At 45.6% G+C, this 13,862-nt stretch carries 15 protein-coding genes; 11 read left to right on the top strand and 4 right to left on the bottom strand.

Features of this window, described 5'->3' with window-relative positions; all coding sequences use genetic code 11:
• Positions 1-22 precede the first annotated feature (22 nt).
• Positions 23-643, bottom strand: a complete 621-nt coding sequence (locus ACX1C1_RS20415) for a TetR/AcrR family transcriptional regulator (protein ID WP_458953995.1) — start codon at positions 641-643, stop codon at positions 23-25.
• A 166-nt stretch (positions 644-809) separates the two neighbouring features.
• Between ACX1C1_RS20415 and ACX1C1_RS20410 the strand changes: the two genes are divergently transcribed.
• Positions 810-3,035, top strand: coding sequence for an MMPL family transporter (locus ACX1C1_RS20410; RefSeq protein ID WP_458953994.1), 2,226 nt, complete (start codon positions 810-812; stop codon positions 3,033-3,035).
• 187 nt (positions 3,036-3,222) lie between these two features.
• On the top strand, positions 3,223-3,885 hold the full coding sequence (locus ACX1C1_RS20405) for a hypothetical protein (protein ID WP_458953993.1): 663 nt from the start codon (positions 3,223-3,225) through the stop codon (positions 3,883-3,885).
• Between the two features lie 11 nt (positions 3,886-3,896).
• On the opposite strand, the gene ACX1C1_RS20400 is transcribed toward ACX1C1_RS20405, so the two are convergent.
• Positions 3,897-5,309, bottom strand: a complete 1,413-nt coding sequence (locus tag ACX1C1_RS20400) for a hypothetical protein (RefSeq protein WP_458953992.1) — start codon at positions 5,307-5,309, stop codon at positions 3,897-3,899.
• A 182-nt stretch (positions 5,310-5,491) separates the two neighbouring features.
• Here ACX1C1_RS20400 and ACX1C1_RS20395 point away from each other — a divergent pair, with 182 nt between their 5' ends.
• On the top strand, positions 5,492-5,776 hold the full coding sequence (locus ACX1C1_RS20395; protein ID WP_458953991.1) for a hypothetical protein: 285 nt from the start codon (positions 5,492-5,494) through the stop codon (positions 5,774-5,776).
• 108 nt (positions 5,777-5,884) lie between these two features.
• Here the strand turns inward: ACX1C1_RS20395 and ACX1C1_RS20390 are convergent, their stop codons facing one another.
• Positions 5,885-6,508 (bottom strand): DedA family protein, encoded by a 624-nt coding sequence (locus ACX1C1_RS20390; RefSeq protein ID WP_458953990.1) that lies wholly within the window; start codon positions 6,506-6,508, stop codon positions 5,885-5,887.
• A gap of 201 nt (positions 6,509-6,709) precedes the next feature.
• Here ACX1C1_RS20390 and ACX1C1_RS20385 point away from each other — a divergent pair, with 201 nt between their 5' ends.
• The 8 genes from ACX1C1_RS20385 (at position 6,710) to ACX1C1_RS20350 (ending at position 12,643) form a co-directional block, all read left to right on the top strand.
• Complete coding sequence (locus ACX1C1_RS20385) at positions 6,710-6,964, top strand: hypothetical protein (protein WP_458953989.1); 255 nt, start codon at positions 6,710-6,712, stop codon at positions 6,962-6,964.
• A 47-nt stretch (positions 6,965-7,011) separates the two neighbouring features.
• Positions 7,012-7,950 (top strand): serine hydrolase domain-containing protein, encoded by a 939-nt coding sequence (locus ACX1C1_RS20380; RefSeq protein ID WP_458953988.1) that lies wholly within the window; start codon positions 7,012-7,014, stop codon positions 7,948-7,950.
• Between the two features lie 246 nt (positions 7,951-8,196).
• On the top strand, positions 8,197-8,625 hold the full coding sequence (gene fosB / locus ACX1C1_RS20375; RefSeq protein ID WP_458953987.1) for a metallothiol transferase FosB: 429 nt from the start codon (positions 8,197-8,199) through the stop codon (positions 8,623-8,625).
• Entirely contained in the window at positions 8,612-9,418 is an 807-nt protein-coding gene (locus ACX1C1_RS20370; protein WP_458953986.1) for a GNAT family N-acetyltransferase, read from the top strand. The genes fosB and ACX1C1_RS20370 overlap by 14 nt, the downstream gene beginning before the upstream one ends.
• 203 nt (positions 9,419-9,621) lie before the next feature.
• Positions 9,622-10,377, top strand: coding sequence for a phosphoribosylformimino-5-aminoimidazole carboxamide ribotide isomerase (gene hisA, locus ACX1C1_RS20365; protein WP_458953985.1), 756 nt, complete (start codon positions 9,622-9,624; stop codon positions 10,375-10,377).
• Positions 10,378-10,536: 159 nt separating this feature from the next.
• Complete coding sequence (locus ACX1C1_RS20360) at positions 10,537-11,346, top strand: inositol monophosphatase family protein (RefSeq protein WP_458953984.1); 810 nt, start codon at positions 10,537-10,539, stop codon at positions 11,344-11,346.
• 7 nt (positions 11,347-11,353) lie between these two features.
• Positions 11,354-11,899 (top strand): hypothetical protein, encoded by a 546-nt coding sequence (locus ACX1C1_RS20355; protein WP_458953983.1) that lies wholly within the window; start codon positions 11,354-11,356, stop codon positions 11,897-11,899.
• A 12-nt stretch (positions 11,900-11,911) separates the two neighbouring features.
• Positions 11,912-12,643, top strand: a complete 732-nt coding sequence (locus ACX1C1_RS20350) for a ZIP family metal transporter (RefSeq protein WP_458953982.1) — start codon at positions 11,912-11,914, stop codon at positions 12,641-12,643.
• Positions 12,644-13,329: 686 nt separating this feature from the next.
• Here ACX1C1_RS20350 and ACX1C1_RS20345 read toward each other — a convergent pair.
• Entirely contained in the window at positions 13,330-13,776 is a 447-nt protein-coding gene (locus ACX1C1_RS20345) for a GNAT family N-acetyltransferase (protein WP_458953981.1), read from the bottom strand.
• Positions 13,777-13,862 lie beyond the last annotated feature (86 nt).

Raw genomic sequence — 13,862 nt, 5'->3', positions numbered from 1 at the left:
CTCCGAATGAATAAATGTCGTATTAAGATTCGGGAGGCGCAATGCCAGCCCATATCAATTGTACGATTTCTTCGGCGGCTTGTCCCGCTGTTCTCACATCGTTCACAATTTCCGCTCGGTTACGGACAGTCATCATGGCGACGAAAGCGTGAGAGAGCAGGAGAGGGTCCGAACGTTTCATCTCTCCATTGTCCATCGCCTCTGCGAACAAACGTGCGAGAAGGCGGTGGATGTCTGCTTCGCGGTCGCGTACTTTAAGAATCTGTTCCTCGGTCAACTCTGCTTGGGCTTCTCTCATCATCGTCTCGAAGTCGACATGTTGATTGCGCATATGTCTCCGAGCTACTTCCTGTAGCCGTTCCTTTAAGGTGCCTGGTCCTACAATGACAGAAGCTGTCTGTTCATAAGCCATCTTAAGGACAAATAATAACGCCTCGGTAAACAAGACGGATTTGTTGGAGAAATAATAATAGACACTTGCTTTCGTGAGACCGCAAGCCTGTGCTACCGATTCCAGTGACACCTTCTCATATCCATGTTCCATAAATAGGAAAGATGCGGTCCGCAATATCTGCGTCATTGTACTTGGCGATTCGCTTGCTCTTGGGCGTCCCGGTTTTCTTTTCACTCGCTCTTGATCCATTCGTAACCCTCCCGTGCATACCCGTTCAAACAATGTTAACAAATTGAGGATTGATTAATTAACCTTTGGGTATATATAATATTATCGTGATCTACTTATTTTACCACGATTTGTTCCTTAAGATGAAGTCTCGCTGCTATCGGATCTATTGAAGGAGGAATTTGTCATGCTAGAGAAAATGGGGAATTGGTTTACAGGGCCTCGCACGCGCTGGCTCACATTATTGGTTTGGATCGCTGTGGCGGCTATTCTGACTTTCACACTGCCGGCGGTTGGCGACAAAGAGGTAAACAATGCGCCGAATTTGCCTGAGGACAGTCCGTCCGTCGTTGCAGGCGAATTCATTCAGGAGCACTTTCCCAATGAATCGGGCTTGCCTGCACTGTTAGTCTGGCACCGAGAAGGCGGTCTGACCGAACAAGATTTCAAGCATATGCAATCCTTTACTTCAGAATTAGCGGCCAATCCATTGGAAGGCCAGGATTCCGTCATACCGCTGCATGAGATGCCTGCTCAAGCTTTGATGGGTATGGCGTCGGAGGATGGAAGCACGTTCGTGCTGCCTGTTACGTTCGAAACCTATCTGGATACGGAGATTGTGAAAGAAAATCTTCACGCAATGCAAGAATCGATCGATACGTTAACGGGAGCAGCTCCCTTTGACACTGCAATCGATTCTCCTTCGGAGCTGAGTGTTCGCGTCAGCGGTCCAGCGGGTATCGGGGTCGATGCTACGGGATTATTCGAGAATGCTGACTTTGTGTTAATGCTTGCCACGGTACTTCTTGTTCTTGTTCTGTTGCTCCTCATCTACCGGTCGCCTATACTTGCCGTTATTCCACTCGTTGGCGTTGGCTTTGCTTATATGGTTACGAGCCCGATTCTTGGCTGGATGGCAGGAGAAGGCTGGATTACGGTGGATGGTCAAGCCATTGCGATCATGACTGTGCTGCTCTTCGGCGCAGGTACAGACTACTGCTTATTCTTCATCACTCGGTTCCGTCAAGAGCTGGAGCGGGACGGCAGCAGATGGTCCGCGCTGAGACGTTCTTATCGGAATGCTACAGGCGCAATCGCGATGAGTGGCTTTACCGTTGTATTGTCGTTGTTCGCTTTGCTGTTCGCGGAGTACGGAGCGGTACACCGCTTCGCCGTTCCGTTCAGCTTATCCATCCTGATCATGATGATCGCCAGCTTGACGCTTGTACCTGCATTATTGTCTATTATAGGAAAAGCATCGTTCTATCCGTTCATCCCGCGTACGGAGGAAGAAGAGCTTACCCGTGCAGTAACGAAAGGGAAAACGTATGTTCGCAAGGATCCTGAGCGCAAATTCAGTGCAAAAGTCGGCAATATTGTTATTCGTAAACCATGGACGGTTGTCATCGTTTGTTTCGTGTTGTTAGGCTCGCTTGCATCATTCGCGCTGCCGATCAAGTATACGTATGATTTGTTATCGACTTTCCCGGATGATATGCCTTCCGTAGAAGGATTCGAGGTTATCTCTGAGGCGTATACGCCAGGAGAACTTGCGCCTGTGACGGTTGTCGTGCGATCAGAAGGCGGGGCTCCTTCAGAAGTAGCCGCCAAGCTTGCCGAACATACGCTCGTCGATCATGTCGGTGAGCCTGTAGTCAGCGCTAGCGATCCCGATCTGACGTCTTATTCCGTAATCTTTAATATTAATCCATATAAGCAGGAAGCGATGGATGCGATTCCGGAGCTGAAAGCAGCTGCCGCAGCTGCCCTCTCAGAAACGGGTACTAGCCAAGCAGAGCAGCATGTATGGATTGGCGGCCAAACGGCTGAACAACATGATACCGAGCAAGTTACGACCCAGGATAATAAGCTTATCATTCCGATCGTCATCGGACTTATCGTCATATTGCTGCTAGCCTACTTAAGGTCGATTACAGCAACAGCTTACCTAGTGGTAACCGTATTGTTGTCTTATGCAGCAGCGCTTGGTCTCGGCTGGATCATTCTTCATTATGTGATGGGCGTCGATGCGATACAGGGCTCAATTCCACTTTATTCGTTCGTGTTCTTAATTGCCCTGGGTGAGGACTATAACATCTTTATGATCTCAAGCATCTGGCAGAAGCGCAAACAGATGCCACTGCGCCAAGCGATCAAAGAAGGTGTAGCGGAGACAGGCGGCGTCATTACATCCGCAGGTCTAATCCTTGCCGCGACATTCGCGGTTCTGGCAACGCTGCCGATTCAAGTGCTTGTCCAATTCGGGTTAATTACCGCAATCGGCGTTCTGATGGATACGTTTATCGTTCGTCCATTCCTCGTGCCCGCCATTACCGCAATTCTTGGCAAATATGCGTTCTGGCCAGGCAAAGCAGAAGTTGTTCAGACACATGAGAAGCAGCTTAACCAATAGAGAACATACTTTATTACATGTTTATGATCGGAAATCATGATAGAAAATGAATCACAAAGAGGCTGTTGCAACAATGGATATCTCACATCCATCGGTGTAACAGCCTTTTTTGCTGCATCTATGCAACATTTATTCCCAATTATTCGTCATATTGAGAAATCACAACAACGAACAGGGGGGATTTTCCTTGAAACCAAAATGGTCAAGGTTGGTTGGCGCACTTTTGGCATGGATCATTATTATGTCTGGATCAGTCCTTATCCCAAAGCAAGCATATGCATGCAGCTGCATGCAACCAGTTACGGTCGAGGAGGAAAAGGAGAGAAGCGATGCCATATTTGACGGAACGGTCATATCGAGTAACAAGCCCAAATCGTCAAAAATATTTTCCAGTGCTGACTCTATTACTTGGACGTTCGAAGCACATGAAGTTTGGAAGGGAGAAGTTACGCCTATCATTAATGTGGCTTCAGCGCTCAGTAGTACGAGCTGCGGTTACGAATTCCAAGAAGGTAAACGTTATCTCGTCTACGCACATATGGTGGATGGTTCGCTGGAGGCCAGCTTCTGCAGCCGAACCGCGCTCCAAACCTCAGCGACCACTGATATTAACGAGTTTGGTAAGGGGGCGATACCTGATCCCGTCATCATTTCGGTAGAAGATGACATAGGAAAACCATTTGAAACGGCTGCAGCTGACAATACGAAGGCTACAACTGGAGCTGAAGTTGAAACCACGACAGGAAATCCATCATCCCATATTTGGCTCAAAGTTTCCGGTATCACCGTTCTAATCGCGGCAGCCGTTATGCTTCGGTTCTGGATCAAACGGAATCGGCTAAGAAAGTAGGTAGCTGCTGCTTAAATCAGGAACATGGCTACAATCGTTGTCACAGCTAGACCCAATAATACGGGCTTGAGATTGCGGCGTGCCAGCTCAAACGGGCTGACGCCGCAAATGGCTGCGGCCGGAATAAGCGCCCACGGGATAATGGTTCCGCCGCCGACCCAGATTGCGGCAACTTGACCGAGCGCAGTCAGTGTGTCAATTCCTGTGCCGATCGCATGACCGAATAGCTGAGCGATGGAGCCAGCGAGTGAAATACCAGAGAAACCGGATCCGTCGAGACCCGTTATCGCACCTACAACCGTTAAAGTAATCGCCCCGACAACGCCGTTAACCGGCACCTCACCTGCAAGCGCTACGCCAAGGTCGTTGACGATACCCGCAGATGCTTCAGGCAGCTTCTCGCCGAACATCGCAAAGAATCCTGCGTCCCCAAGATAGAAGAAAGCCGCAATCGGAATGACAGGTCCGAATACCCGGAAGCCGAACAAAAATCCTTCGATTAAATAACCCGTTGTTTTCTCGAGTCCTTTGCCTCTATGCGCCATCATCGTGATGACGAGCATAATGAGAATCGACGTGCCGCCGATCAACGCCGTCGCATCTCCGCCTTGCAGGTCGAGGATAAACATAGCCGCAACATTGGCCGCATATAGAAGCGGGATGATAATCGCCATGGTTCGTTTCGTAACCGGTGACAACAACTCGCCATCGTCACCCTCTGATCCAGAGCTGCCTACGACGGTAGGCTCTACGGTTGCGATTAGTCCGTCATTCCATCTGCCGAGACGTTGGTCTCTTCTCATCATACAGAAGGCGGTAACGGTTGTGACGACACCCATTACGATGACAAGCGGAATGCTCGCCGCCATCACATCGGAGACCGGAATGCCAGCGGCATCGGCTGTAATATTAGGTGCGCCTTGTATAATATAATCGCCTGACAATGCGATGCCATGGCCGAACAAGTTCATAGCTACGGCAACTCCGAGCGCTGGCAAACCAACGCGCATAGCCACTGGAAGCAGAACCGCGCCAATCAGCGCAACGGCCGGTGATGGCCAGAAAAATAACGAAACGGTGAACATGATGATACCGATACCCCAGAAAGCAAGTGTTGGCGTTTTCATGAAGCGTGTAAACGGCGAGATCATAATTTCGTTAATGCCGGTTCGAATTAAAATCCGACTAAGCGCAACAATAACGGAAATAATGAGAATCGTTCCGATCAATTCTTTAATGGCATAAATAAAGCTGTTAAATATTCCGCTAACAGAACCTTCGATCGATACAGTTGCTAATATACCGATACCGAGTATGCCCGCGATACAAATTAACGTTGTGTCCTTGCGCATCAGCATAAAGCCGATGATTGCCACAACGAAGCACAAATAGACCCAGTGCAGTGCGGTCAGTTCCATAACCATACTACTTCATCCCCCCGGCGATTGACGGCAATCTAGATCCATGCCGTATTGTACTGTATGCAGGATGTCGGATAGGCGTTAATCCCTGTTATCGACAGATTTCAATGAGCAGTATGCGGTTGCGCTTCTGCAGGGAGCTATGCTATTCTACATAGCAGACAGACAAGGTCGATTAGAAGGGATTGGGAAACAACATGCTGCCAATCGGCATTATTGATGCTTCAATGACGTATACCAAGGAAGACGGATACGTGGGTAAAGTGCAGTTCCGAGTTGAAGGACACGACAATGAATATGAGATTGCTTTGCATAGCAAGCGAGGTTCGGACTGGGGATACGGCTTATTTTTCCTCAATAAGTCCGGCAAAGAAGAACAGCTGTTAGCGCTGGAAGACCAGCTGGAAGAAGATGACGAGTTGTTCGAACAACTGATCCATGCTGCACAGGAAAAGCTTGAGACGCCCTAAAGGGGAATTAGCTCTAGCAGTAATATAAAAAAGCCTCGGAGGAAACGGAATTTCGCCGTTTGAACTCGGAGGCTTTTACTCAGTGGAGCGTATCAAGAGGATCCAACCTTACATATGACGTTCGACTGAAGAGGATTTCTGGGAGCGGGACTTCTGGAATCGATAAACGATATACCCGGCAACGACTGCAACCAGGACACCGATGATCCAAATGCCATACTGGTAGATGAGTTCTGCAATACGTTCGACTTGATCACCTACAAGACTGCCGATGACGAAATAGATGAGTGTCCAGATAAATGCTGACGGGTAAGCGAACATCGCGAATCGTCCGTATTTCATCTTGTTCATTCCCATGACGTATGGGGTCACATGACGCAGGAATGGGAGACATAAGCTGATACTAATGGCATATCCGCCGAATTTATGACTGAGTTCTTCCGATTTATCGATAAACGTGCCGATATTTTTTCGCTTGCGAAACCAATCGGCAAGCTTGGTTCCGGCAAACCGACCGACACTATATCCAAAGGTCATTGCGGAGCAAATACCAAGGCATGTCATGATAAATGCAGGAACCGGAGATAATACACCAGAAGAAGCTAACGCACCGCCCGTCATGACTACAGCTTCGTTAGGGATCGGAAGGCCGATAATCCCCAGGCAAAGCACAAGAAACAAGGCAATATAACCTAATTGTTCGATAATAGATAATAGTAGTTCGTATCCCATTGGCATGATCCCGCTTTCTGTTCGTAAGCAATATCCGATTGTTAGTGATCTCTATAAAATATCATATTCCGGTCGCAATGAGAACCTGCAAACATTCCCGGTATGATGCCAACTCCTGATTTAACCATTTCGTAACTATTTTCGGCTTGCTATGGGCTAAGATAAGAGCAGAGAATTGGGAGTCCGAGGAGAGAGATCGCTTTGATCATGTTCGAGCAAAAGGTGGAAGAACTTAAACGAGTGGAAGCAATGGTTTATACAAATTGTTTGACCTTGACAGACAATGAAGCAGCTGCATATACGACCGCTGAACGTGCGTTGCTGTCCTTATTCCAAGATAACGAATATTGGTTGCTAAGCGAAGGTATGAAGAGACAACATATCTTGAAGGTTTGTTCCTTCTTCTGTATGCAGCATGCACAAGTAAGCAATCATTGTATCCATTCTGTTGTATGAAACGTTGTATACTAAGTGAAATCCGAACAATAATCAGGAGTAATGATATGTTACGATTAGACATAAAGCCATTGCTGAAAGATTGGCGAATTGAATCCGTCATCATTTATCAAGGAGATACATGTGTAGCAGAGTGGTACGAGCGGGGGGAAGACGCCGTCAGACCGCTCTATTCGTGTACCAAAAGTGTGTTGTCGGCATTAATCGGTATTGCCATCGACAGAGGCGACCTATCTGGTGCTGACTCGAGATTAGGCTCATATTTGAAGTCACATATTGAGAGCGGGTCAGAGCCGTGGTTGGATGTAACGATTAAACAACTGTTAACCATGACGCCGGGATTCCATTGGCCGGATTTCGATAAACCTTATAAAGAGCTTCGTAGTGCGCAAGATCCAGTAACATTCGCTTTGTCTCAGCCAATCGTTCATGTACCTGGACAGTCCTTCACTTATAATTCAGGTGGTTCGCATTTATTATCGGCCATCTTATCGCATGCAACGGGAATGTCGGCCATGCAATATGCCAGAAAATACTTGTTCGAGCCGCTCGGGTTCCAAGCCGCCAAATGGACCGAACGGAATGGGATTAGCGAAGGAGGAACAGGACTGGCTCTGACTGGGACCGATCTCGCTCGCTTTGGACTCTTATATTTGAGGAGAGGGCGATGGGGTCCCTCGAACATTCTGTCCAGCTCGTGGATCGATGAGTCTACTGCACTACATCATCGTGCTTTGCTTCAGTATGAGCCACACATCTATGGAGGCTACGGCTACCATTGGTGGTGCTCACCGGAAGAACATAATGGAGCGATGAATGTTTATTTTGCCTTCGGTCATGGCGGTCAATATTTGATGATACTCCCAGATATCGATGCTGTTATTGTTGTACGGAAGCGCATTACCAAAAGAAATGACGCGATCTATTCGCGTAGACTAATATTTGAACATATAGTTCCATGGCTAAGGGGAGTTACAGTATCGTAATGCAATGTTCGACGAACATCGCGCATCTCGACAGAACCACAATTCTCAATCTGCTTTGTTCGTCATGAATCCACACGATCATTAGGCAAAATTTACTATAAATAGCAAAACGAGAAGATTAGGGCTTTCTTGGTAGACGCAATAGATGTATAATCATGGAAGCTGACAAACGAAATGAACCCAACCTGAAGTGAATGCGCATACCTTGGGCTGGGTTGTTTTCATTAGGAATGGAGATCAATTGCCATGAACGTACACTCTATCAATCATTTATGTTTTTCTGTCTCCGATCTTGACCGATCCATCACATTCTATCAGCATGTATTCGACGCAAAGTTAAAAGTTAAAGGAAGAAATCGAGCTTATTTTGACCTCAATGGATTATGGATATCGTTAAATCAAGAGGATATAGACCGGAGCTCTAGCGCTCGCACATATACGCATATTGCGTTCACGATTTCAGAAGAAGAGTATGAAAGTGAAGTCAGAAGACTTGAGGGGCTCGAAGTGGACCTTTTCACAGGTCGACCCAGAGACGATCGCGATAAAAAATCGATCTACTTCCTCGATCCGGATGGACATATGTTCGAATTGCATACCGGCACCTTACATGATCGACTTACCTTCTACAAAACGGATATGAACCATATGGAGTTTTTCGATGAAGCCGAATAAAAGGGCAGAAATACTTGTGCAGTCTGAGATGGACTATATGACGGATCGTATGACGGCGATGATGGAACAAGCGGACAATCCCATGGGAGTCGAGCTCTATCGCAATGGTGACGCTATCGCTTATTATAGCCGTGAGATGCCTTGGCCGTTGTTTAATCATGTTAAAGGAAATGTATTGCCGGATGAGGTCGAGACATTGATCTCCTACTACGAACAACGGGGGCGACATGCAGAGTTTCATGTTGCACCAGGAGTGACTGATCCCCGTACACTGAAGGTGCTTGCGGAGCGGGGATTTTATCAATCCAGCTTCCATGTGTGCATGCACGGAGACATGGATGAGCTTGAGGCGCTTCATGTACAGAATAAACAGGATGATTCCCTTACAACAAGATTGTTAGAAGCGGATGAATTTACAACGTATGCAGAAATCCACTGTTTAGGCACAGGACTGCCGTTGTCTGGTGTGTCTCATGTCGCGGAGAATAACAAGCTGCTCTACAAACGAGGTAGCTGGCGATATTGGCTCAGCCATCTAGAAGGTAATCCGGCTGCGGTCGGTGTCATGTTTGTGAAAGACGGGATTGCATCGTGTACATTTGCTGCGACACTACCCGAGATGCGCAATCGCGGTCTCCATACCACGTTGTTGCATGCACGGATCGCTCAAGCAAAAGCTTTGGGTTGCAGCATGATCGTCGCACAGTGTGCATATGGTTCAACCAGCCATCGTAATATGGAGAGTGTCGGATTACAGATCGGGATGACTCGGGCGACTTGGACGAAGTTATAACTCGAAAGTTAAAATAATGCCGATTGTTTACATAACGATAATTATGGAACCTATTCAGTGCGGCGACTAAGGATATCTGCAAGTATATACATCATGAATGAACAGAATGCGTTGCGGAATAAACATGGTCTGTGTCACAATAGATACAGAGAAGCGAGTCCTTATCCTACAAATGAAATTAAATACAGAATCGAGGGTTAGCGTTGAAATTCAGACCATGTATCGATCTTCACGACGGCAAGGTGAAACAAATCGTTGGTGAAACGTTAAATGAAGGCGTTATTGTTGAAAACTTTGTTTCTACCCATGATTCTGCCCATTACGCAGACCTCTTCAAGCGTGACGGATTAACAGGTGGACATGTAATCATGTTAGGGCCGGGGAACGAAGAAGCTGCACGAACAGCACTTGGCAAATACCCAGGTGGTATGCAGGTTGGCGGAGGCATTAACGCGGATAACGCAACACAATATCTTGAACATGGAGCATCACATGTCATCGTCACGTCTTATATTTTCCGGGACGGTCGACTGGATGAACAAAATCTATCCCGCATCGTTGAGGCTGTGGGCAAAGATAAGCTTGTTATTGATCTCAGCTGCAAACAGAAGGATGGCAAATGGTTTGTCGTCACGAATCAATGGAAGCAATTCAGCGACTTCGAAGTCAATCTGGACAATATTCGCTTCCTGGAGCAATACTGCGACGAGTTTCTAGTGCATGCGGTCGACGTCGAAGGCAAACAAAGCGGCATTCAGCAAAGTCTGGTGACGGATCTTGCTAAGTGGGTATCGATACCCACTACGTATGCCGGTGGCGCCAGGTCTATTGCAGATATGGAGTTGTTCCAAGAATTATCTGGCGGTAAGCTTGATCTGACAATCGGCAGCGCGCTCGATATATTTGGAGGAAAGCTGTCTTATGATGAGGTCGTCCGTTTCTGCGGTCATACCGTATAGCAGCAAGCATGAAAAGGAAATAAAACGATTGTAGAAGAAACCGATGTTCCTATTTGGAACCCGGTTTCTTCTTGTCTTTGCGCATGACAAAACGTAGATGGTGCTTTATAATTTGTAACGAAAGTGAATTCTGGAGATATCATAGGGGGAGCTTACTCCATGTTGCATCTTGCTAAAGAAGTAGCAATTGCCGCGGCATACGAAGCAGGCACATTGATTAAACGAAGATTTGGTTCGCATGTAGGAATCGAAGAAAAAGATGAGCATGGCGATGTTGTTACCGAGGTTGATCATGCGGCGGAACAAATCATTTTGACCAAAATAAAGTCCATATTCCCTGAACATCGGATATACTCGGAGGAAGCCGGAGATAATGGTACAACAAGCGAATGGATGTGGCTAGTTGATCCGCTTGACGGTACTAATAACTTTGCTGTTGCAATGCCACTTTTTGCTGTTTCTATTACACTTATGTACGAATCACGACCTGTCGTTGCCGTGATCTTTGAACCTATGACTGATCGTTTGTATACAGCTGTTGCTGGAGAAGGGGCATGGTGTAATGGCCAGCTCATTCATACTATTCATGAAAATCCTGTGACGAAACCCAAAGTTGGTTGGATTCAAGGCCATCAGGTACAGAATGCTCCGAAAGCCGTGAAACTGCGCCATTATATCGATGTGACGGTTAGACGGATGATGCGGTTATGGGCACCTACTTTGCAATGGACGATGCTTGCTAGAGGGGATCTGGATGCTATTATCGTCTATGATTCGGAAGGTGAGGATCTGTATTCCGGTATATTGATTGCACAAGAGTCGGGCTATGTTGTGATGGATTATGAAGGTCAAATGATTAGTGACATTAATAATAATCGATATTTAATCGCTTGTTTACCTGTTCATGCAGCCTATTTTCGTGAGATGGTTGAGTCCGGTATAACGCTAGAGGAAGCGGGAGTGGAATAACATACATATGGAATTGATCAAAGAGATCTATGAGCTAGAGCTTGGAATCAGCGAGCAGCATGCAGCATCTATCCGCCATGGCGGTCAATTCTGGTTTAGCCGAATGGCGGTAGGCATACTATATAATGAAGCGTACGAGATTTTGCTCATCCAGATGGACGATGGCCAAATCACACTTCCAATCTGTCCGATACAGTCTCAACAAAATATTGGCCAAGCTTTGGTTCAGGCATGTATATCTGCGGCTTCAACAGAGGAAGAGGCACAAAGCTTTGAATCCATGAAGATAAGTGAACATCAAGATTTAGGTCTCGTTATTGAATATTTGGACAAAGCCGAGTCCATGAGATTCGCATACGGTTACACGGCTCGTGCTTACATAAAGAAGTCACGAATGAATGAGGACCAAGCTGGGACGTTAAGCGGTCTTGTATGGATGACACCACAAGAGGCCTACGCCAAGATCAATCGTTATGAACCGACCAACTATGAAGAAAAATTCGATCGGGCTAGAAACTTGGCCTTTATCCAGCACTTGCTTCAGCTTAGATAGGAGGAATGCAGATTGACCTCAGCGTTACTTGGCAGCTTTATATCCGCGATGGCTACCGTGCTAGGTGCTGTCCCGCTATTATTTGTCAAATCATTATCCGAACGATGGAAGGATATTCTCGTCGCCTTTACTGCAGGGATTATGGTTTCTGCATCAATGTTCGGTCTATTGCCACAAGCTCTAAAGGAATCCGGACTGTTCCCGTTAACGATAGGGCTGATCCTTGGTGTTGTTGTATTGGACTGGATCGAGAAATCAATCCCGCATATTGATGTCGAGCAGAAAAAATATGTGAGCTCCTTTGATTCCAAATCATTGCTGGTTATGTTCGCATTATTCATCCACAACATCCCCGAAGGTCTCAGCACGGGATTCAGTTATGCGAGTGCCAATGAAGGATTAGGTCCTATGGTCGCGATAGCGATCGGTGCGCAGAACATGCCTGAAGGACTAGTGCTTGCTGTTTTTCTGACGCGTTCGAATGTCAGTAAGATGAAGCTCATGTTAATCGTAACAATAACCGGACTCATGGAGGTCGTTTCGGCGATTGCTGGTTATTTTGCAGCCAGTTACATCAATGCTTTGATTGGATATGGACTTGCATTCGCATCCGGCGCTATGTTGTTTATCGTTTATAAGGAACTCATACCTGAATCGCATGGCCACGGATACGAAAGATCCGCCACTTATTCCTTTATGTTGGGACTTCTACTGATGATCTATATTGGACATTTCTTTGGATAAATCGAGAGATATACCGATAATGTAACCCAGTGCCGAGATGGTGCTGGGTTTTTGATTGAATACAGGATAGGATCCTTGCAGTTTTCGTTAAAACGTATTCATTACGGATAACAGAGATGGGCTTTAATTATAAGAGATTGAAGGCATTTGATTACGGAATAATTATTATGTTAACAAATTATTACATTGGAATTCAGTCCGCAAATTGATTCTGTTCAGGAAATATCTGTTCAACTGAAATCTAAAGCGTATCATATGAAACTGAACATGAAGTATCAGGCGGATGAAAATATCGAAACATTAATACGAAGACAACTAAAAGAAAAAAGCAATAAATATAACGAAGATCAGAAGCAATTAAAACATAGCAGAAACATGACGGATATATGAATTAAAGCAAATCCAGATGATGTCTATATCCTTTGCGTTATACTTTTACACAAAACTCGTATTTTGTACATATGTATATAATCCGTCATAAAGCCTTATTCTATAAGCTTCCGTATATAATGTCATACATTATATACGGACTTTTTAAATCTGCAGTTTATAAGTTAGTTCGTTCTTTTTGTTTGTATCACATTTTTCCGGCACCGGCCCGTTAACGCAACGACGGCAGCCGATCTTTCTATTAGGCTGCCGTCGTGTCTTGTGGAGCTATTGTCTCCAGTTAGCGTAATTATCAATTATAGAAACATTCCCATTTCCTTCGTTGCTGTAAAGCCTATTGATTCATATATTGGTCTTGCTTGATCACTTGCTACAAGTCTAAATAATCGAATATTTCTTTCAGTAAACCAGTCTAATGTTGCATTAGTTAATGTTCTGGCTATCCCCTGCCTTCTGAATTCTGGCTCTACATATACATCAGCAATAAATCCATAAGAACGAAGTTTAAGATAACGATAAGGTGCATCATCTTTAATAAAAGCTCCAGCACATGCAATAATTCGACCATTATTTTCAACTACAAAATGTTGTGCCGTCTTTGCCAAATATAACTCTCTGTAGTCTTCCTCAACAATTGTATGGAAATCAGGGAGTAATCTTTGAGCCATCCCTGTTTCTTCAAACATCTTATATTTCAAATTAACAATGCTGGGAATATCATCAAAGATAGAAGATCTAAACATTTCCCCCACTCCTTTTTTGATAATAATTTTCAAAGTAATTCCACAATAATATCAAACAATCCTGCCAGTTACTTCAACGAATAACG

Source organism: Paenibacillus sp. strain BS8-2 (assembly GCF_054483835.1).
The sequence above is the reverse complement of the archived record's forward strand: the minus strand, read 5'-3'. Positions and strand labels throughout refer to the sequence as shown.

Excerpts from the sequence above, each read along its gene's own strand:
- ACX1C1_RS20415 (WP_458953995.1), bottom strand. The coding sequence starts at position 643 with ATGGATCAAGAGCGAGTGAAAAGAAAACCGGGACGCCCAAGAGCAAGC.
- ACX1C1_RS20410 (WP_458953994.1), top strand. The coding sequence starts at position 810 with ATGCTAGAGAAAATGGGGAATTGGTTTACAGGGCCTCGCACGCGCTGG.
- ACX1C1_RS20400 (WP_458953992.1), bottom strand. The coding sequence starts at position 5,309 with ATGGTTATGGAACTGACCGCACTGCACTGGGTCTATTTGTGCTTCGTT.
- ACX1C1_RS20390 (WP_458953990.1), bottom strand. The coding sequence starts at position 6,508 with ATGGGATACGAACTACTATTATCTATTATCGAACAATTAGGTTATATT.
- ACX1C1_RS20380 (WP_458953988.1), top strand. The coding sequence starts at position 7,012 with ATGTTACGATTAGACATAAAGCCATTGCTGAAAGATTGGCGAATTGAA.
- fosB (WP_458953987.1), top strand. The coding sequence starts at position 8,197 with ATGAACGTACACTCTATCAATCATTTATGTTTTTCTGTCTCCGATCTT.
- ACX1C1_RS20370 (WP_458953986.1), top strand. The coding sequence starts at position 8,612 with ATGAAGCCGAATAAAAGGGCAGAAATACTTGTGCAGTCTGAGATGGAC.
- ACX1C1_RS20360 (WP_458953984.1), top strand. The coding sequence starts at position 10,537 with ATGTTGCATCTTGCTAAAGAAGTAGCAATTGCCGCGGCATACGAAGCA.
- ACX1C1_RS20355 (WP_458953983.1), top strand. The coding sequence starts at position 11,354 with ATGGAATTGATCAAAGAGATCTATGAGCTAGAGCTTGGAATCAGCGAG.
- ACX1C1_RS20345 (WP_458953981.1), bottom strand. The coding sequence starts at position 13,776 with ATGTTTAGATCTTCTATCTTTGATGATATTCCCAGCATTGTTAATTTG.